Origin of the sequence: Nocardioides flavus (ex Wang et al. 2016) (genome assembly GCF_014653115.1) — a bacterium.
Taxonomy (GTDB): Bacteria; Actinomycetota; Actinomycetes; order Propionibacteriales; family Nocardioidaceae; genus Nocardioides; species Nocardioides flavus.
In genome coordinates, this window is record NZ_BNAD01000011.1 from 83,554 (window position 1) to 102,940 (window position 19,387).

Sequence of the window (19,387 nt, forward strand, 5' to 3'; positions counted from 1 at the left end):
ATCAGCGCGCGCGCAGGTACGGCTCGAGCGCGCGGGTCAGCGGCTCGGCCACCGAGTCCCACGCCCAGCGGGCATGGGCCTTCTCTGCGGCGGGCGCGACACGGGCGGCGTACGCCTGGCGGTCGCGGGCGAGCTCGACACCCTCGCGCAGCGCTGCGTCCCACTCGTGCGCCTTGGCGAGCCGGCCCGTGACGCCGTCCTCGATCGCCTCGTCGAGCGACGGGGTGTGCGACGCCACGGTCCACGTGCCGACGGCGGCGGCCTCGAAGAACTTGAGGTCGGACTTGCAGATGTTGAACGCGGTGTGCGACAGCGGCGCGATGTTGACCTCGACCTCCGCGATGGAGCGCTGCAGCTCGACGTAGTGCATGAACTTCTGGAACTCCACGCGCTCGCGGTGCGGCTCGAGCGCCCCGAGGTCGTCGAGGTAGCCGACGATGCGCACCGACACGTCGTCGTCCTCGTCGAGCAGCCGCGCGAGGGACGTGCTGGCGACGGCGAAGTCGCGCACGTGCGACGGGGTGCCGCTGAAGTACCCGATCGTGACCGGTCCTTCGCGGCGGAACCCGGCAGCGACCTTGGCGTCGAGCAGCTCGCGCGAGTAGTCCTGCTGGGTCCGGTTCATCACGTTGGGCACGATCGCGGTGCCGTCCTCGACGTAGGCCGAGAGCCGGCTCGCCAGGAGCGAGTTGGTGGTCATGGCCCCGCGGCAGGCGGCGAGGGAGGCGTTGAGACGTCCCATGTAGGCGAACCAGACGTCCCACTCGGCGTTGACCTCCTGGTCCTTGCCCAGCGAGCTCATCACCAGCTCGGCGAAGCCCACGTCGAACACGAGGTCGTCACAGTCGAAGATCAACGGGACGTCGTGGGCCTGGGCCTTCTGGATCAGTTCGCGCAGCGCGGCGTTGTAGGGGTAGCGCGCCACCACGATCGCGTCGAGCTGCGGCACGAGCCGCGCGAGCGCACGCAGCTCGTCGTCGCAGAACCACCCGGCGCGCAGGCGTGCGCCGGGGACGTGGTTGAGGGCGTCGACGGTGTTGGCGACCCGGTAGCGGAACGTGCTGGTGTCGGGCGTGCGATAGACGAAGGCCACGCGGTGCTGGCCGTCGAGCATCGTCCCGACGCGATCGGCCATCGAGCTGTCCCAGAGGTCCGAGACGTCGCGGGGGACGTCGGGGAGGTCAGTGAACATCCGGGACGATGCTCTCTTCGCTGGTGGCCGCGTCGACGCCGCCCGGCCCGAGCGTGCCCCGGAACCGGTCCAGCACCCAGTCGACGACCGGCACGAGCGTGGTCTCCCAGTCGCGGCGGATGTGGTCGGCAGCGACGTTCGCGGCCCGCCTCTCGGGGTCGCGGGCCAGGTCGACCAGGTCGCGCAGGCCCTCGAGCAGCCCGTCGACCGTCGAGGGGGCCACGATGATGTTGTCGGAGATGTCCGACAGGTCGGTCTTGATGCCGTGGGAGTTGGTGAGCACCGCGGCGCCCACGGACGCGAGGTCGTAGGGCGGGTAGGACGGGTGTGGGGTGTCCATCAGCACCACGGCGGCGTCCATCCGGGCGACGAGGTCCTGGTAGTCGGTCCAGCCGAGGCCCTCGATGATGTTGACACGGACGTTGCGCGGCAGCGTGAGGTCGGGGGTGCCGCGGCCCACGAAGTGGAACTCCCACTCGTCGGGGTCGAGGACCCGGGACTCGACGGCGCGCGCGATCACCTGGACGCCGCGCCAGAACAGGTTGCGGGCGTTCAGCGGGCGCGAGTAGAAGAACAGGTTGCGCTTCGCGCTGCCGGACCCGGCCGGCACGACGGAGGCATCGCGGGTCGGGAAGGCGGGCTCGAGCGCGATGGCGCTCTCGCGCAGGTGGGGGAGCCCACCGGGACCGGACAGGTGCTCCAGCAGGCGGGACGTGTTGACCACGACGGCGAGGTCGGGTTCGGCCAGGGTCTCCGAGCACAGCAGCCGCTCGTCGCCGTAGGCGTAGAACATCCGCTCGTCCTCCTGCAGGAGATAGAGCACCTGCTCGCGGGGGATGTCGCTGTCGAGGACCGCCCGCGTGGTCCACCACGAGGTGGTCATGACCACGTCGCGGTCGGTGAACTGCAGGCGCTGACTGCCGTCGACCGACACCTGCTCGAGCTCCAGGATGCCGTCGAGGTGGATCCCGGTCGCCTCCTCGAGCAGGCTGATCACCTGTCCGTCGGGGGCGTCCGTGCGGGTGACGAGTCGCAGGGTGCCGTTGCCGAGCCGGTTCGCCAGCTGCACGCCCAGGATGATCGCGGTGCCGACACCGCCGAAGAGGCTGTGGGGAGCGACGCTGTCGGTGACGATGCTGATCCGGTGCTCGCCCGCCGGCAGCCTGGTGACCGGCATCGGCTGGATCGCCTGCCACCGCTCGGCGTAGAGCGCGTCGACGTACGGCTCGCGCAGCGCCCCCCGCGGGGCGATGCGGCCCTCGGCGCGGCCGTGACGCAGGTAGTGCACGAGCGGGTTCCAGTGCGTCTTGGCGACGTCGGGGTTCTGCCGGAGGTAACCGGAGGTGGAGAACTTCTCGCTGGGGTCGAGGCCCTCGCGGGCGCCGAACCGGATGAAGTGCTTGACGACGTCACGGTCCGCAGGGAGGTCGGGCCGGAAGTGGCGGTAGTAGTCCTCGTCGAAGAAACCGGACTCGCGCACCAGGCGCGCGTCGTCCTCGGCGGGGTTGAGCACCCGGCCCTCGGCCCTGCCCGTGCGCAGGTAGTGGACGAGCGGATTCATCCCGGACGCCGCCACGTCGCTGTTGCGCCGGAGGTAGGCGTTGGTGGAGAAGGCCTTCGACGGGTTGCGCCCGTCACGGGCTCCCTGCCGGAGGTAGTGGAGCACGGGATCGATGCCCGCCTTGCGGACGTCCGGATTCTTCTTCAGGTAGAAGTCGGTGTCGAAGAGCTCCGACTCCCGCAGCAGGTCTGCGTCGGTCTTCTTCTCGCTCAAGTCCTGACCTTCCTGTCCCGTGACGTGAGCCGCGAGCATAGTCGTTCAGCCATCGGCGCCGGTGGTCGCCATCGCTCGGAGCACAGCCGGTTCCAGATAGGGTGCCAAGGTCCGGGAGAAGGTCGCCGACAGGTGGTTGAAGTCGGCGTAGACGATCACGCCGCCGATGACGGCCGGGCACACGTCCTCGCGACAGATGCGATCGTTGAGGTCCACGGTCGCGACCAGGTCGGAGCCGAGGGACTGCGCCTCCTCGGTGAGCGGGTCGGCGCCGATCCAGTCCTCCGGCGCCCCGTCGCACGCGGACGTGTCGGCGAGGCGCTCGCTGACGCACGAGACGGTGTCGTAGTCGGGGTCGAAGGGCGCGGGGGTGTCGCGTATCACCAGCACGGGGATGCCCTCGTCGGCGAAGCGGCGAAGTGTCGGCCGGTAGATCTCGGACGAGCCGGAGTCGCGGTCCAGCGTGGACATCACCACCAGGTCGTAGCCCGCGGTGATGCGGTCCATCGCCTCGCCCACGATCCTGTTGCACGCCGCAGGGTCCGGCGAGGCGGTCACGGGTTCGGCGACGTCGTCGCGGACGGGCTGGCACGCGCCGATCGTGTAGGTGTCGACCTGCCACTGGTGCTCCTCGGCGATCGCAGCGAGCGCCGGCTCCCAGTGCCCGGCGTGGGAGTTGCCGAAGAGTGCGACCTTCTTCACCGGCGCCGTGGTGTCGCCGACCGAGCAGCTGATCAGCTCGCCGAACGGGGGCCAGTTGATGCACTGACCGACGATGACCGACAGCGGCAGGTCGCTCCTCGTGAACTCAGGGGCGGTGACGAGCTCGTCGGGCTGGTCGCACGAGAGGCTGGCGTCGAGGGCTCCCGCGCCGACGCAGGTCGGCTCGAGCGCAGTCGGCAGCAGTTGCTCGACCCGGTCCTCCGCGGCGTCCACCGCAGCGGTGGCGGAGCGGAGGATCGCCCAGCACAGCGCGACGACGACTGCGGAGCAGGTGATCAGGACGACCACGGCACGTCGACCGATCCGCTCGGCGCCGGACCGCGGGCGCAGCACGTTCTCGACGTACGTCGTGGAGAGCCACGCCAGCGCCAAGGTCAGCGCGATCAGCGTCAGCGAGAGCAGCAGCCCACGCTCGACACCGAGCACCCCGGGCGCGAGCACGACGATGGGCCAGTGCCACAGGTAGATCGCGTAGGAGCAGTCGCCGACGAACTGCACCGGGCGTGCGTGGGTGAGGCGCCGGAGCGCGAGGCGGCCGTCAGGGTCGTCGGCATGGATGAGGATCGCGGCGGCAACGGTGGGCAGGAGCGCCGCCCAACCGGGATAGACGGTGTCGCCGTCGATGAGGAATGCGCTGGCCACGACGACGGCCAGGCCCACGATCGCGGACCCGCCGCGCAGGGACGCGCTGAGTCGCACCGGCCGGTGCAGGACGAGCCAGGCCAGCAGTCCTCCGGCACCCAGCTGCCACATGCGTGCGGGGGTGGCGAAGTAGGCCTCCGCCGGACGCTCCCACGACAGCGCGAAGCTCGACAGGAGGCTGGCGACGCTGACGGCGCCGAGCAGCATGACGACCGCGAGCCCGTTGCGGCGCAGCCGGCGGTCGAGCAGGGCGCCGAGCGCGACGAGCAGTGGCCACAGCACGTAGAACTGCTCCTCGATCGAGAGCGACCAGAAGTGCTGGAACGGCGACGCCGCCGAGTGTGCGCGCAGGTAGTCGGTGGCGTCCGAGATCAGCCGCCAGTTCTCGACGTAGAACATCGAGGTCAGCCCGTGACGGGCGGCGGGCGGCCACTCGGGTGTCGGCCGGAACACCCAGATGACGACCAGCGTCACGACGATCGTCAGCGTGGCGGCCGGGATGAGCCGAAGGATCCGGCGCGACCAGAACGCGCCGAGGTCCCCGATGGCGGTCGGAGGTCGTCGGAGCAGGGCGCCGGTGATGAGGAAGCCGGAGATGACGAAGAAGACGTCGACCCCGATGAAGCCGCCGGGCAGCATGTCAGGCCAGAAGTGGTAGACCACGACGAGCGTGACGGCGAGCGCCCGCAGAGCCTGGATGTCGGGCCGATGGTGGCCGGGTCGGCGGTCGCGCTCGACCCGCGCGTCGTCGCGGTCCCGGACCGCGCCGATCACGTCGGCGGGACCCACGGGAGCCCGATCAGGCGGAAGAGCGACATCGTGACCGCGATCAGTGCCAGCACGGACACGGCGATCACCGACGTACGGGTGCGGAGCATCGACGCCGTGACGACGGCTGCTGGCGCGACCAGGGCGAGCCCGTACCGGTTGGGGAGCGGGAAGTACATGTGCGCGGTGACGTAGCCGAGGACGACGAGCCCGAGCGAGAAGACGACCGCCGCCACGACGAGGCACCGGGCGAGGAGTGCCTCCCGGCTGCCGGCGGGGAGGAAGAGGGCGGCCCCGAGGAGTCCGGCGGTGATCAGGAGGTGCGCCGCACCGTTGCTGAACCACATCAACGTGGGATCGCCCACGGCCACCCAGGGGGACTGGAGCGGCTGCACCAGCGTCAGGGCGTTGTCGATGAGTCCACGCCACGGGAACGCATCCACCGTGAAGCGGGTGGCCATGTCCGGTACGTCGTCAGGGTCGGAGCTCGATCGAGCGTTGCTGAACAGCGTCCAGGCACCCGCGCAGAACAGGGCGAACCCACCGGTGACGAGTGCGACGACCGTGCGGTTGCGGTGACCGGCGGTCGTGGGTGCTTCGTCCCCGCCCCGCGAGCGGTGCAGCAGGAGGTAGAGCGCCACGCCGGCGACGACGACGAAGTTGGTGAGCTTGACGAGAGCGGCGAGTGCCGCGACGACGACCAGGAGCGCCGCCCGGCCTCTGGCCGAGGGGCGGTCCTCCCAGCGCAGCGCGGCGAGCAGGACGCCGGCGCCGATCGCGAGCCCCATCGCGTCAGGGGTGACGGTCGCACTGGCGTAGGTCATCGCGGGCGCTGCGACGACGACGCCGAGGACCGCGGCCAACGGGAGCGGACGTACGCCGAGGCGGCGCCCCGCCAGCGCCGTGAGGAGGACGCCGAGGGCCAGCCAGAGCGCCCCGGCCGCGCGGCCGGCGACGAACAGCTCGTCCGCGGGTGTCACCCACCGGATCACCTCGGCGACGACCCGGTCGGCCGTGTAGTAGAGGGGGGTGTTGGTGGCGGCCGTGTTGAAGCCGTTCTCCTGGTAGATGTCCGGGTCGTAGACCGTGCCGGCCCGGCATCTCTGCGGCTCGAAGCCGTCGGCGTCGACACCTCGGCAGGCCTGGGTGTGCATCGCCTCCTGTCCCACCTTGTCGCCCGGGTCGAGCAGCGTCGGCGAGCGGTACATGTAATCCAGGTGCGACAGCTCGTCGATCGGGCTCAGGCGCGGATAGGAGAGCACCTGGATGATCGCGAGCAGGGAACCGAGTACGACCACCGCCAGGAGGGGGATGATGGCGACGCGTGGACGTGCAGGCATGAAGGGCGCTTCCCCCGGGCGGTCGGTCGATTGGCGGCGTGCAGCATAACCTCCGCGCACCGGCGGTGCTCAGTCCGGGCGCTTCCCGGTCTCGCCCCTGACGCCCGCCGCCGCGCCGCGCGCGGCCTCGCGCAGCCGCGCCAGCCGGCCCGGTGCCAGCGCCGTGACGATCACCAGGTGCCTGACCGACCGCACCACCGCTCGCCCAGCCCAGACGGGATGGCGTCGGGCGTGCGAGCTCAGGAGCGCGACCAGGTTCCGCCACTGGTAGTGATAGCGGAACGTGGCTGCGACCAGCAGCGGCAGCTCACGTCCCGAGCCCAGCGTGATGGCCCGGCCCAGCCGGTGCTCGAGGCGGATCCCCGGGGCGACGACGCAGCGCAGCCCGAGGTCCGAGGCGCGCAGGTAGAAGTCGGTGTCGACTCCGTCGATGAACAGCCCCTCGTCGAAACCGCCGACGGCGTCGAGCGCGGTCACTGGGACGAGGAGGCCGGACTGGATCGGCTCGTCACCGATCACGACGCCGCCGGGGGCCTGTCGATGACGGAGGCCCGGGAGGCGGACGATCGATCCCACGGTGTCGGGGGCGAGCATCCCCACGGGCACGCCGGCCCGGTCGGCGGCCGCACCGGCCGCCAGGAGGGCGGAGGTGTAGCCCGCGGGCACGGCCGAGTCCTGGTCGAGCGTGAGCACGTGCGTCGTGGTCGGGAGCAGCTCCCGGGCGCGGGCGATCCCGGTGTTGAGCGCGGCACCGATGCCCCGGTTGTCCCCGTGCAGCACCACGTCGGCGCCGAGTGCGCGGCAGGCGTCCAGCACCGCGCGCGTGGTGGCCGACGGATCTGCCTCGTCGAGCACGACGACCACGACCCCGACCTGCGCCCGGACGGCCTCGACCGCCCTCGTCAGCTCGTCCTCCGGCTGGAACGCCGTGACGACACCGGCGACCGATCCGACGGGTCCGTGATCGGGTGAGGACTCGGGGTCCCGTGACGGGATGGGGCGGCGCACCGTGCGTAGAGTAGTCCACGATGTCTTCGGCACCGGGCCCCGCAACACGGTCGCGACGAGACGCTGTCGGAGCGTCCTCGGTCGCGGCTGCCTCCCTGTGGTCGGCGCTCGTCACCTACGTGGTGATGAGTGTCGCGGCCTGGGCCCTGCCCCAGGACCGGGCCACGATCCTGCTGACCTTCTTGGCGCTGCTGTTCGCGGTCTACGGCGTGCTGTCCGGGGTGGCCCTGGAGACCACCCGCGCGGTCGCCGCAGCAGACCGTGACGGCGACGCATCCGGGCCTCAGCTGTGGCGCGTCGCCGCGGTGGTCTCGCTGTGCGCCGCCGTCGCGGTCCTCGCCCTGACACCGCTCTGGCGCGAGGGGGTGCTGCACGGCGGGGACGGCACACTCGTCGTGACGCTCGTGGCGGCCGTCGGCGGCTACGGCGTCCACTCGGTGGTGGTCGGGGCGGCCGCGGGCCGCGGCTGGTGGTCGCAGGCCGCCGTCGTCATCAGCGGTGAGGTGACGCTGCGGCTGGTGGCGACGCTCGGGGTCGTCCTGGTGGGGGCAACGGTCACGTCCATGGGCGTGGCCAGTGCCCTCGGCGCCTTCGCCTGGCTCCTGCTCGTAGTCGCCTCGGGCCGCGTCCGATGTACGCTCACGCTCCGCACCGATGCCCCCGCCATGAGCATGGCCCGCCGCATGGCTGCGGCACTGGTGGCGCAGGGATCGAGCGCCGTGCTGGTCGTCGGCTTCCCGATCCTCCTGGCCTCGACGACGGATCGCGTCGAGTATGCCGCGGCGGCCCCCCTCCTCCTCGCCATCTCGCTCACGCGGGCGCCCGTGCTGCTGCCACTCAACGCCCTCCAGGGCGTGGCCGTGTCACACCTCGTCCGGGCCGGCACGGGGCTGGGCCGACTGCTGGTGCGGCTCCTCGCACTCGTCGCGGCCGTCGCCGTCGCCGGCGCGGGCGCCGCCTGGCTCATCGGCCCGTGGCTCATGCAGCTGCTGTTCGGCCAGGACTACGCCGTCGACGCCATGGTGCTGGCCCTGCTCACCCTCGCCGCCGGCGGCACCGCGGCCCTCACCCTCACCGGCGCCTGCGCCCAGGCGCTCACCGCCCACAGCTGGTACGTCGCCGGCTGGGTCGTCGCGCTCGTCGCCTGTGTCCTGCTGCTCCAGGCCCCGGGGTCGATGGCGGCCCGGTCCTGCCTGGCCCTCGGGCTGGCACCCCTCGTCGGCCTCGTCGTGCACGTCACGGGGCTGATGACGATCCGCCGCTCGGCGCGCGCGGACCGATCGGAGCTCGCGGATGCCTGAGCCGCATGCCGCGACGACCGTCTCGGTCGCGATGGCGACCTACAACGGCTCCCGGCACGTCGTCGAGCAGCTCCGCTCGATCCTCGACCAGCTCGGGCCGCGCGACGAGGTGGTCGTGGTCGACGACGCGTCGACCGACGACACCGTGGCGGTGCTCGAGACCGTCGCCGACCCGCGGCTGCGGGTGATCCGGAGCAGTGTCAACCGAGGCTACGTCCGGGCCTTCGAGGCCGCGATCGCCGCGACCACGGCGGACGTCGTGCTGCTCGCGGACCAGGACGATGTCTGGCTGCCCGGGCGTCGCGACGCCATGGCGGCGGCGCTGCGCGACCACCAGGTGGTCGCTTCCAACCTGACCACCCTGGGCGGGCCCGACACCCTGCAGGGGCCGTTCGGGCAGACCGATTGGAAGCTCGGTCCGGACGACGACGGCCGCCGGCTGGCCAACCTGATCGGCATCATCGCCGGGCTGAAGCCCTACTACGGTTGCGCGATGGGCGTGCGCCGCGACGCCCTCGCGACGGTCCTGCCCTTCCCCCGCCACCTCGTGGAGTCACACGATCTCTGGCTGGCGATGTACGGCAACCTGGCGGGCAGCATCACCCACCTCGACCGCCGTACGCTGGCGCGGCGCCTGCACGACGACAACGCCACCCCGGCCCGACCGCGGGGGCCGCGCGCCGTGCTCGTCTCCCGAGCGCGACTCGTCCGCGCGCTGCTCGAGCTGCGTCGGCGGGTGCGTCAGCGGCCCGTGGTCGCAGCGTGACGCGCGAGCGTCCGCACCGACCCCCACGACCGGCTTCGCACCGCACCCGGCAGCTGGGTCACCGCGTACAGCCGTGACGCGAGGTGCATCCGTGCCGCACGCGCGGCCCGGCTCCATCCCGCCTGCTCGCACCGGCGTGCCGCGATCGCGAAGTAGTCGCGCTCGCCCTGGAACCGTCCGCCGTCGGCGACGGTCGTCGACGACGCGCTCTGCGAGTGGCGGCGGTAGGCGAACACGACGTCCGGCAGGACCAGCATCGCCGAGCCGGCCAGCGCCAGGTCGACGAGCAGAGCGAGGTCCTGCACGAGGGGGAAGTCGTCGATGAAGCCCTGCCGCCTGACCGCATCCACGCGGAAGGCCAGGGAGGGCCAGTACGTCCAGTTGCCGCGCAGGAGCGAGATCGCCATCGCCTCGCCCGCCAGCACCCGCGGCCCTGAGAGGCGAGGGGCGAAGAGCCGCTGCTTGACCCGGTCGACCAGCGGGTCGGCGACGCTCCCGGTCTCGTCGATCACCTCGGCGCCCGGGGAGACGACGTCGACGCCGGCCGGCGCACCCTCGATCGCGGCGCGCACCGTCTCGACGTACGTCGGGAGCAGCAGGTCATCGCAGCCGAAGAAGACCATCCACTCCGCCGTCGCCAGCTCCAGGCAGCGGCGGTAGTTGTCGGTGATCCCGAGGTTGGTGTCGTTGCGGACATACCTCACGCGCGGGTCATCGAGGCGGTCGAAGAAGTCGGCCACGGTCGGGTCGGGGTAGTGGTCGTCGACCACGACCAGCCGCCAGTCCTGATCGGTCTGGGCGCGAACGCTGTCGACGGCGGCGTAGAGGTAGTCCGGGTCTCCCCAGAACGGGAGGAAGATCTCAATCATCCGACGCCTCCGGGTCGGCTTCGTCGCGGTGGTCGATGTGGTAGCGCTCCAGCGCCTCGAGCACGGCGATCCGGCGCGCCAGCCTGTGCAGCTGCTGCCGGTTGTCCTGGCCGCGCAGGTAGTCGTTGACGACGTAGAAGCCGAACGACACCGCCATCAGGTAGAGGACGAGGTCGGTGCCGCGACCCACCCCGACCAGATTCGCGACGACGGTGACGAGGTCCGGCGCCAGCACGGCCACGACGAGCACGGCCATCAGCAGGACGAAGAGAAGCTTCTTCGAGGCGGACACGCTGTGCGCGGTGCGACTGCGGATGGCGACGTAGAAGAGGAAGAGGAACGCGCCGATGAGGAGGAACTGGACGATGATCACTGCCGGGTCACCCTTCGCAGGAGCGTGTCCACCGCGATGTTGATGGCGTTGACGCTCGCCTGGCCCTTGCTGGTGGAGTAGTCGGTGTAGTGGATGGTCACCGGGACCTCGCGGTAGCGGTAGTCGTTGGCCGCGATGAGCTCGATGATCTCGCTGGCATGAGTCATGTCGGGGGCGGTGATCTCCATCGTCTCGGCGACGTGGCGGTTGAACGCCCTCAGCCCGTTGTGGGCGTCCGTGAGCCGGATGCCGGACGTGACGTTGCTGAACTTCACGGCCGCCTTCAGCAGCGCCTTCTTGCCGCGGGCGGCGCCGATCGTCTCCCCGAGGAACCGCGAGCCGAGGACGATGTCGAGGTCACCGCGCGCGAGCAGGTCCAGCATCCGCACGGCGTCGGCGACGAGGTGCTGCCCGTCGGCGTCGAAGGTGACGAATCGCTGGATGTGCGGCAGGGCCCGCGCGAACTCGATCCCGGTCTGCAGTGCGGCGCCCTGCCCCATGTTGATCGGATGGTCGACCAGATAGCCACCGGCCCTCACGATGGCGGCTGCCGAACCGTCGCGACTTCCGTCGTTGACGCAGACGACGTGCGGAGTCACGGTGCGGATGTCCGCGATGACGTCGCCGATGACCGAGGCTTCGTTGTAGACGGGCACGACGAAGGCGACATCATTCACGTGCGCCGATGCTACCGGCCAAGCCCGGAGGCGCCGACTTCGCGGCTGTGCGATCGGTCGCTCACGCACCTAACCTGACTGCGTGCCCAAGGACCAGCCCGAGCAGCAAGCCCCGCCCGTCCAGCGCCTGCGCGTGCGCTACGCCAAGCGCGGCCGGCTCCGCTTCACCAGCCACCGCGACTTCAGCCGGGCCTTCGAGCGCGCCGTCTTCCGTGCCCGCATCCCGATGGCCTACTCCTCGGGCTTCAACCCCCACCCGCGCATCTCCTACGCCGGCGCGGCCCCGACCGGCTCCGCCAGCGAGGCCGAGTACCTCGAGCTGGCGCTCGCCGAGGTGGTGGTGCCGGCCGAGGTCCACGCGATGCTCGACGAGGCGCTGCCCCCCGGCCTCGACGTGCTCGAGGTCGTCCAGTCACCCGGCGGCTCGCTCGCCGACCTGCTCGAGGGCAGTCGGTGGCGCATCGACCTCGCGGCCGACCGGGCTGCCACGACCGATGCCGTCGCGCGCTTCCTCGCCGCAGAGGAGGCACTGGTGGAGCGGATGACGAAGAAGGGCATGCGCGAGTTCGACGCGAGGGGCGCGGTCGTCTCGCTCGACGTGCTGCCCGAGGACCCGGCAGTGGGAGGGCGTACGTCGCTGGACGTCGTCCTGCGCCACGGCACCCCCGCCGTACGCCCGGACGACGTGCTGCGGGGGCTCGAGGCCGTCGCCGGACTGGCGGCGGGGGAGGCCCCGCTGATGACCCGTGTCGCCCAGGGGCCGCTGCTGGCCACCGGCGAGGTGGGCGACCCGCTGGCGGCTCGGGCATAGCGATCCCGCTGCGTCGGTGTGCGATACTCGCCACGTTCGACGCCCCGGCTCCCGTCGGGACCACGTCGAGCCGACGACGTTCTCGCCGGTCACACCCTGAAGACTGGGGATGGCCGGCACCCCGGGTGGGTGGACGTCACCGGACCGCGACGCGGCCACACGAGTCGGTGACAGCGGCTCCACGGTGGCCCGGCGACCGCGGCGGGTGACGGATCGGCTGCCCGGAGACGCACACGCGGAGGGTGTCGCCGCCACAGAAGCTTTGCGTCCCCGTGATCGTCCTGCGAGAGCGGCGGACGCCGTATCGGCACCGTCACGGTGCCCGAGGAGCACCATATGCTCGATGAGGACCAGAACGACCAGCTGCAGGGCGACCAGTCGCAGGGCTCCGAGCCGGCCTCCGGCACGACGGAGTCGGCGCCAGCTGCTCCCGTCGTGACGCGACGCACGCGCAAGGCACCTGCCAAGAAGGCGGTCGCCGCGCAGGAGCCCGCTGCAGAGAATGACGCCGTCGAAGCGGCAGCGCCCGCCAAGCGGGCGGCGGCGAAGAAGACGACCGCTCGCCGGTCGACCGCGAAGAAGGCCGCTGCTCCCGAGGTCGCGGACGGCGAGTCCGACACCGGGGCGACGCCCGAGCCGGCCGCCGAGGGAAGCGCCGACGAGCCCGCTGCGCCGGCCCGCAAGGCCGCCGCGCGCAAGAGCACCGCGAAGAAGGCGCCGGCGAGGAAGACCGCCAAGCAGGCCGCTGCCCAGCCGGTCGAGGAACCCGCCGCGGAGTCCGCCCAGGTCGTCGAGGCCGACGCCGATGCGGGCCACGCCCTGCTGTTCCAGGCGCCGGTGGTGACCACGACGACCCGCCGGGCGCGCAAGAAGCCCACGCCGGTGCCAGTCGAGGACGAGCCGGCGGCGGACGCCTCCACCTCCACCTCCATTTCCGCCTCCACCTCAGTCGAGGTCGACGTGGCCGGTGACGAGGTCACCGAGAAGCCGGCCAAGAAGACCGCCGCCAGGAAGAAGGCGGCCAAGAAGGCCACCGGCGCGAGGAGCGGCCGCGCGAAGGCCGGCCAGGACGTGGAGCCGGTCGCCGAGCCGGTCGTCGAGGACGAGGCCGCCGAGGAGGTGACCGCCGAGGACGCCGCCGCCGCCGCGGACGCGAGCGCCGAGACCTCCACCGAGACCTCCACCGAGACCTCCGTCGACACCTCCGCCGATGGCGACGCCGCCGACGACGACACCGACGGTGAGAGCGGCCCGGCGCGCCGTCGCCGCCGTCGCGGTGGGCGTCGCCGTCGCAAGTCGTCCGACGCCGCCGGCGAGGACGCCGAGTCCGGTTCTGCCGAGGCCGGGGCGTCCGAGTCCGGCGACGAGCCCGAAGGCGAGTCGGGCCCGGCCGGTGGCGAGGGCGGCTCCGAGGGCAACGGCGAGGGCACCTCGCGTCGTCGTCGGCGTCGCCGGCGTGCGGGTGAGGAGTCGTCCTCCGACGACGACGACCCCAACACCGTGACCCGGGTCCGCAAGACACGCTCCGCCGAGGACCAGATCACCTCGGTCCAAGGCTCGACCCGGCTCGAGGCCAAGAAGCAGCGTCGCCGCGAGGGCCGCGAGGCCGGCCGCCGCCGCGCCCCGATCGTGAGCGAGGCCGAGTTCCTGGCCCGGCGCGAGTCCGTCGAGCGGGTCATGGTGATCCGCCAGCGCGAGGACCTCACCCAGATCGCCGTGCTCGAGGACAAGGTGCTCGTCGAGCACTACGTGGCGCGTGAGTCGCAGACCTCGCTCATCGGCAACGTCTACCTCGGCAGGGTCCAGAACGTGCTGCCGTCCATGGAGGCGGCCTTCATCGACATCGGCAAGGGCCGCAACGCCGTGCTCTACGCCGGTGAGGTCAACTGGCAGTCGCTGGGCCACAAGGAGGGCCAGCCGCGCAAGATCGAGTCGGTGCTCTCCAGCGGCCAGATGGTGCTGGTGCAGGTCACCAAGGACCCGGTCGGGCACAAGGGCGCGCGGCTCACCAGCCAGGTCAGCCTCGCGGGCCGGTTCCTGGTCTACGTCCCGGACGGCACCACGTCGGGCATCTCGCGCAAGCTGCCCGACACCGAGCGCAGCCGCCTCAAGGCCCTGCTGAAGGAGATCGTTCCCGACACCGCCGGCGTGATCGTGCGTACGGCCGCCGAGGGCGCGAGCGAGGAGGAGCTCACCCGCGACGTCGAGCGGCTCAAGGCGCGCTGGGAGGACATCGAGAAGAAGGCCACCCACAAGGGGTCGGGCCCGCAGTTGCTCTACGGGGAGCCCGACCTGACCCTCAAGGTGGTCCGCGACCTGTTCACCGAGGACTTCTCCAAGCTCGTCATCGAGGGTGACGACGTGTGGCGCACCGTCTCCGACTACGTCGAGTCGATGGCGCCCGACCTCGCCGAGCGCGTCGAGAAGTACGAGCGCAACGGCGCCGGTGACGTGTTCTCGACCTACCGGATCGACGAGCAGATCAGCAAGGGCCTGGACCGCAAGGTCTGGCTGCCCTCCGGCGGCTCGCTGATCATCGACCGCACCGAGGCGATGACCGTCGTCGACGTCAACACCGGCAAGTTCACCGGCTCGGGCGGAAACCTCGAGGAGACCGTCACCAAGAACAACCTCGAGGCGGCCGAGGAGATCGTGCGCCAGCTGCGGCTGCGCGACATCGGCGGCATCATCGTCGTCGACTTCATCGACATGGTCCTGGAGTCCAACCGGGACCTCGTCGTACGGAGGCTCGTCGAGTGCCTGGGCCGCGACCGCACCCGCCACCAGGTCGCAGAGGTCACCTCGCTCGGACTCGTCCAGATGACGCGCAAGCGCATCGGCACCGGCCTGGTGGAGGCGTTCAGCGAGAACTGCGAGCACTGCCACGGTCGCGGCGTGGTGATCAAGGACCAGCCCGTCGACCCGCACGCCAGCTCGTCCGACGACGGCGGGGAGGGTCGTCGCGGCAGCCGCCGTCGCGGTCGTCGGGGCTCCGGTGACGATGCCGGCAACGGCAACGGCAACGGCAACGGCAACGGCGGCTCGGCCGGGAAGACCGCGGAGGCGCACCACGCACCGTCGCCGAAGGACGTGGCCGCCATGGCGCGCCACGACAAGCCCTCGGACGAGGCGGCGGACGAGCCGACGGACGAGCCGGCGACCGAGGCCGAGACTCCCGTCGTGGAGCCGTCCACCGTCGAGCCGGCGGCCGTCCCTGCTGAGGCGGCTGCTGAGGTCCCTGCGGAGACGCCCGTCGAGACTGCTGTCGAGATCCCGGCAGAGACCGCTGCCGACGCCGCGGTAGAGGCGCCGGCGGAGCCCGAGAAGCCTCGGGTCGTGACCCGTACGCGCCGCCGTGCCGCCAGCCGGCCAGCCGGCCCGCCGGCCGTGGTCGGCACGGTGCCCGACACCGGCCTCGTCGAGCCCGGCACCGCCGCCGTCGAGCAGGGTGCCGAGCCCGGCGCTGGTGTCACTGACGGCACCCAGCCGTCGCCGTCGGAGGAGCCGGCAGCCGAGGCGCCGGTGGTCGAGCACGTCCCGATCAAGAAGAGGGGCTCGCGCAAGCGCTGAGCCCGGGGATCGGGTGCCGACCTCGTTTTGCCGGGTCGGCACCCGATCCCGTAGTCTTGACCCTCGGTGTTCGACACACCGATTCTGCGCGCCCGCCACGCGGCGTACTCGCCCGAACAGGCGGTGTCGTGCGCAGTCCCCGCAAGTTTTCTACCTGAAGTCCGTATCGAGGAGAGTGACTCGCCGTGTACGCAGTCGTGCGCAGTGGCAGCAAGCAGCAGAAGGTTGCCGTGGGCGACGTCATCGAGATCGACGCGATGGCCGCCGCCGGCGACACCCTCACCCTTCCCGTGGTGATGGTGGTCGACGGTGACAAGGTCACCGCGACCGGCCTCGACAAGGCGAGCGTCACCGTCGAGGTGACCGGCCGCACCAAGGGCCCGAAGATCATCATCCAGAAGTACAAGAACAAGACCGGCTACAAGAAGCGCCAGGGTCACCGCCAGAAGTACACCCAGGTCAAGGTCACCGACATCTCCCTCTGAGCGCTCGCTCGAGGTCGACCAAGTCTCTTCAGAAGGACTGAACAATGGCTCACAAGAAGGGTGCCGCGAGCACCAAGAACGGTCGCGACTCCAACGCCCAGCGCCTCGGCGTGAAGCGCTTCGGCGGCCAGGTCGTCGGCGCCGGCGAGATCATCGTCCGTCAGCGTGGCACCCACTTCCACCCGGGCACCGGTGTGGGCCGTGGCGGCGACGACACCCTGTTCGCCCTGCAGGCCGGCGCCGTCGAGTTCGGCACCCGCCGTGGTCGCAAGGTCGTCAACATCGTCCCTGGCGAGTGACGTCACCGCGACACTGAGCACTTCCGCGAAGGGCGTCCCGTTTCCGGGGCGCCCTTCGTGCTTTCACCCACCGATGCAAGGAATCTGATGGCCATCCCCACGTTCGTCGACCAGGTCACGCTGCACCTCGCGGCCGGACGAGGTGGCAACGGCGTGGCCTCCGTCAAGAGGGAGAAGTTCAAGCCGCTCGGTGGGCCCGACGGCGGCAACGGCGGCCAGGGCGGGTCGATCATCCTGCAGGTCGACACGAGCGTGACGACCCTCGTCGACTACCACCACAGCCCCAGGCGGCGTGCCGAGAACGGCGGCCAGGGGGCCGGTGACCACAAGAATGGCGGCAACGGCAAGGACCTCGTCCTGACCGTCCCCGACGGCACCCTGGTCAAGGACGACGACGGGCACGTGCTGGCCGACCTGGTCGGTCACGGCACGACGATGGTCATCGCCCAGGGTGGGCGCGGTGGTCTCGGCAACGCCGCCCTCGCCTCCTCCAAGCGCAAGGCCCCCGGCTTCGCGCTGCTCGGCGAGCCCGGCGACGAGCTCGTCGTACGCCTCGAGCTGAAGGTCGTCGCCGACATCGGCCTGGTGGGGTTCCCGAGCGCCGGCAAGTCCTCGCTGATCGCCGCGATCTCGCGGGCTCGGCCCAAGATCGCCGACTACCCCTTCACCACCCTGATCCCCAACCTCGGTGTGGTCACTGCGGGCGAGACGACCTTCGTGGTCGCCGACGTGCCCGGGCTGATCGAGGGCGCTGCGGACGGCCGTGGACTGGGCCACGACTTCCTGCGCCACATCGAGCGCTGCGCGGCACTGGTCCATGTCATCGACACGGCCTCCATCGAGCCCGGTCGCAACCCGGTCGACGACCTGGACGTCATCGAGCGTGAGCTCGCCCGCTACGGCGGGCTGGAGGACCGGCCCCGGCTGGTCGCCCTGAACAAGGTCGACGTACCGGACGGCAAGGAGATCGCCGACATGGTGGTCGAGGAGCTGCGCGACCGAGGGCTGCGGGTCTTCGAGGTCAGCGCGGCGTCCGGCGCGGGACTGCGTGAGCTCACGTTCGCCATGGCCGAGATCGTCGTGGCGTCCCGCGAGGTCGCGCCCACCGCCGCGCCCGAGCGGATCGTGCTGCGCCCCAAGGCGGTCGACGGCGGGGACGACTTCGAGGTCCTCGCGACCGACGATGGTTGGCGGGTGCGGGGCACCAAGCCCGAGCGCTGGGTGCGCCAGACCGACTTCAGCAACGAGGAGGCGGTGGGCTTCCTCGCCGACCGCCTCAACCGGCTGGGCGTGGAGGTCAAGCTGGCGCAGATGGGTGCCCAGGAGGGCGACGCCGTCATCATCGGCCCCGAGAACAACTCGGTCGTCTTCGACTTCAAGCCCAGCATCGAGGCCGGCGCCGAGATGCTGGGTCGCCGTGGCGAGGACGAGCGGCTCCGGGAGACCCGCCCGGCCCGCGAGCGCCGTCGCGACATCGCCGAGGCGATGGAGTCCAAGAGCGAGGAGGAGGCGCGCGCCGACGTCGCCCGTCGCCTCGACGAGCAGCGTCGCAAGAAGGGCCCCAACCGCAGCTCCGGCAGCTCCGGCGTCGGACCGATGGCCTACGAGATCGGCACCAAGGACGACCCCGACTGGGACGGCAGTGACGACTGACCGCTCGACCAACCGGTCGGACCTGGTGGCGGCCGCCCGGCGCATCGTCGTCAAGGTCGGCTCGTCGTCGCTGACCACTGCGGCCGGCGGCATCGACCCCGCGCGCGTGCGCCGGCTCGTCGAGGTCCTCGCTGCTGCCCGCGACGGCGGCGCCGAGGTCGTCCTCGTGTCGTCCGGTGCCATCGCCGCCGGTCTCGCGCCGCTCGGCCTGACCTCCCGGCCGCGCGGGCTCGCCGCGCAGCAGGCGGCGGCGTCGGTCGGGCAGGGCCTGCTGGCCCACCGCTACCAGGAGGAGTTCGCCCGGCACGGCATCGTCACCGGTCAGGTGCTGCTCACCGTCGACGACGTCACGCGTCGCGCGCACTACCGCAACGCCCACCAGACCTTCGCCAAGCTGCTCGAGCTCGGGGTCGTGCCGATCGTCAACGAGAACGACACCGTCGCGACGTCCGAGATCCGCTTCGGCGACAACGACCGGCTCGCGGCGCTCGTCGCCCACCTCGTCCACGCCGACCTGCTCGTGCTGCTCTCCGACGTCGACGGCCTCTACGACGGCCCGCCGTCGCGCCACGGCGCGCGCCTCGTGCCGCTCGTACGGTCGGAGGAGGACCTCGCGGCGGTCACCATCGGGTCGGCCGGAGCAGCCGGCGTCGGCACGGGCGGGATGACGACCAAGGTCGAGGCCGCCCGGATCGCCACCGGCGCCGGCATCGACGTCGTCCTGACGTCGGCAGACCGGGCCGCGGCCGCGCTCGCGGGCGCGGACGTCGGGACGCTGTTCGAGGCGACCGGCAAGCGTCGCCCGACCCGATTGCTGTGGCTGGCCCACGCGACCTCCGGGCAGGGCACCCTCACCCTGGACGCCGGAGCCGTACGGGCGCTGGTGGAGCGCCGCGCGTCGCTGCTCGCGGCCGGCATCACCGCGGTGGACGGCTCGTTCGTGGCCGGCGACGCCGTCGACGTGCTGGACCCGGCCGGCGCGCCGGTGGCGCGCGGTCTGGTGAACTTCGACGCCGACGAGCTGCCTGCCTTGCTCGGACGCTCGACCAAGGAGCTCAAGGCGGCGCTCGGCTCGGCCTACGAGCGCGAGGTCATCCACCGCGACGACCTCGTGCTCCTCTAGCCTCGTCCGCGCC

Annotated in this window: 15 protein-coding genes and 1 pseudogene; 8 read left to right on the forward strand and 8 right to left on the reverse strand. The window is 71.6% G+C overall.

What is annotated here, in order from left to right:
* Position 1: 1 nt before the first annotated feature.
* The 5 genes from IE200_RS16045 to IE200_RS16065 form a co-directional block, all read right to left on the reverse strand.
* A complete protein-coding gene (locus IE200_RS16045; RefSeq protein WP_191280483.1) occupies positions 2-1,192 on the reverse strand; it encodes a glycosyltransferase in 1,191 nt (396 codons plus the stop codon).
* A complete protein-coding gene (locus IE200_RS16050; protein ID WP_191280484.1) occupies positions 1,182-2,966 on the reverse strand; it encodes a rhamnosyltransferase WsaF family glycosyltransferase in 1,785 nt (594 codons plus the stop codon). Before IE200_RS16050 ends, IE200_RS16045 begins: the two co-directional genes overlap by 11 nt.
* Positions 2,967-3,011: 45 nt before the next feature.
* A complete protein-coding gene (locus IE200_RS16055; RefSeq protein WP_191280485.1) occupies positions 3,012-5,120 on the reverse strand; it encodes an acyltransferase family protein in 2,109 nt (702 codons plus the stop codon).
* A complete protein-coding gene (locus IE200_RS16060) occupies positions 5,102-6,439 on the reverse strand; it encodes a hypothetical protein (protein ID WP_191280486.1) in 1,338 nt (445 codons plus the stop codon). Before IE200_RS16060 ends, IE200_RS16055 begins: the two co-directional genes overlap by 19 nt.
* 69 nt (positions 6,440-6,508) lie before the next feature.
* Positions 6,509-7,447 carry a glycosyltransferase gene (locus IE200_RS16065; protein WP_191280487.1) on the reverse strand — a complete coding sequence of 313 codons (939 nt, stop codon included), beginning with the start codon at positions 7,445-7,447 and terminating at the stop codon, positions 6,509-6,511.
* A 20-nt stretch (positions 7,448-7,467) separates the two neighbouring features.
* Here IE200_RS16065 and IE200_RS16070 point away from each other — a divergent pair, with 20 nt between their 5' ends.
* Both IE200_RS16070 and IE200_RS16075 read left to right on the forward strand, forming a co-directional pair.
* Complete coding sequence (locus tag IE200_RS16070; protein ID WP_191280488.1) at positions 7,468-8,748, forward strand: hypothetical protein; 1,281 nt, start codon at positions 7,468-7,470, stop codon at positions 8,746-8,748.
* Complete coding sequence (locus tag IE200_RS16075) at positions 8,741-9,514, forward strand: glycosyltransferase (RefSeq protein WP_229856656.1); 774 nt, start codon at positions 8,741-8,743, stop codon at positions 9,512-9,514. The genes IE200_RS16070 and IE200_RS16075 overlap by 8 nt, the downstream gene beginning before the upstream one ends.
* On the opposite strand, the gene IE200_RS16080 is transcribed toward IE200_RS16075, so the two are convergent.
* From IE200_RS16080 to IE200_RS16090, 3 genes are read right to left on the reverse strand one after another with little or no spacing between them, the layout of a single operon-like run.
* A complete protein-coding gene (locus IE200_RS16080) occupies positions 9,490-10,383 on the reverse strand; it encodes a glycosyltransferase family 2 protein (protein ID WP_191280489.1) in 894 nt (297 codons plus the stop codon). The two genes, IE200_RS16075 and IE200_RS16080, sit on opposite strands and share 25 nt — an antisense overlap.
* Entirely contained in the window at positions 10,376-10,756 is a 381-nt protein-coding gene (locus tag IE200_RS16085) for a DUF2304 domain-containing protein (RefSeq protein WP_191280490.1), read from the reverse strand. The genes IE200_RS16080 and IE200_RS16085 overlap by 8 nt, the downstream gene beginning before the upstream one ends.
* Complete coding sequence (locus IE200_RS16090; protein WP_191280491.1) at positions 10,753-11,433, reverse strand: glycosyltransferase family 2 protein; 681 nt, start codon at positions 11,431-11,433, stop codon at positions 10,753-10,755. The genes IE200_RS16085 and IE200_RS16090 overlap by 4 nt, the downstream gene beginning before the upstream one ends.
* Positions 11,434-11,515: 82 nt before the next feature.
* Between IE200_RS16090 and IE200_RS16095 the strand changes: the two genes are divergently transcribed.
* The 6 genes and pseudogenes from IE200_RS16095 (at position 11,516) to proB (ending at position 19,374) form a co-directional block, all read left to right on the forward strand.
* Positions 11,516-12,244, forward strand: coding sequence for a TIGR03936 family radical SAM-associated protein (locus IE200_RS16095; protein WP_191280492.1), 729 nt, complete (start codon positions 11,516-11,518; stop codon positions 12,242-12,244).
* A gap of 819 nt (positions 12,245-13,063) precedes the next feature.
* Positions 13,064-15,238, forward strand: a pseudogene (locus tag IE200_RS16100) (Rne/Rng family ribonuclease); the annotation flags it as partial.
* Positions 15,239-15,999: 761 nt separating this feature from the next.
* On the forward strand, positions 16,000-16,299 hold the full coding sequence (gene rplU, locus IE200_RS16105) for a 50S ribosomal protein L21 (protein ID WP_056908626.1): 300 nt from the start codon (positions 16,000-16,002) through the stop codon (positions 16,297-16,299).
* A gap of 44 nt (positions 16,300-16,343) precedes the next feature.
* Positions 16,344-16,598 (forward strand): 50S ribosomal protein L27, encoded by a 255-nt coding sequence (rpmA, locus tag IE200_RS16110; protein ID WP_056602771.1) that lies wholly within the window; start codon positions 16,344-16,346, stop codon positions 16,596-16,598.
* 87 nt (positions 16,599-16,685) lie between these two features.
* Positions 16,686-18,251, forward strand: a complete 1,566-nt coding sequence (obgE, locus tag IE200_RS16115) for a GTPase ObgE (RefSeq protein ID WP_191280494.1) — start codon at positions 16,686-16,688, stop codon at positions 18,249-18,251.
* Entirely contained in the window at positions 18,241-19,374 is a 1,134-nt protein-coding gene (gene proB / locus IE200_RS16120; RefSeq protein WP_229856658.1) for a glutamate 5-kinase, read from the forward strand. Before obgE ends, proB begins: the two co-directional genes overlap by 11 nt.
* Positions 19,375-19,387 lie beyond the last annotated feature (13 nt).

Bases quoted from the DNA above. Each gene is read 5' to 3' on its own strand.
- IE200_RS16045 (WP_191280483.1), bottom strand. From the start codon at position 1,192: ATGTTCACTGACCTCCCCGACGTCCCCCGCGACGTCTCGGACCTCTGG.
- IE200_RS16060 (WP_191280486.1), bottom strand. From the start codon at position 6,439: ATGCCTGCACGTCCACGCGTCGCCATCATCCCCCTCCTGGCGGTGGTC.
- IE200_RS16070 (WP_191280488.1), top strand. From the start codon at position 7,468: ATGTCTTCGGCACCGGGCCCCGCAACACGGTCGCGACGAGACGCTGTC.
- IE200_RS16075 (WP_229856656.1), top strand. From the start codon at position 8,741: ATGCCTGAGCCGCATGCCGCGACGACCGTCTCGGTCGCGATGGCGACC.
- IE200_RS16080 (WP_191280489.1), bottom strand. From the start codon at position 10,383: ATGATTGAGATCTTCCTCCCGTTCTGGGGAGACCCGGACTACCTCTAC.
- rpmA (WP_056602771.1), top strand. From the start codon at position 16,344: ATGGCTCACAAGAAGGGTGCCGCGAGCACCAAGAACGGTCGCGACTCC.
- obgE (WP_191280494.1), top strand. From the start codon at position 16,686: ATGGCCATCCCCACGTTCGTCGACCAGGTCACGCTGCACCTCGCGGCC.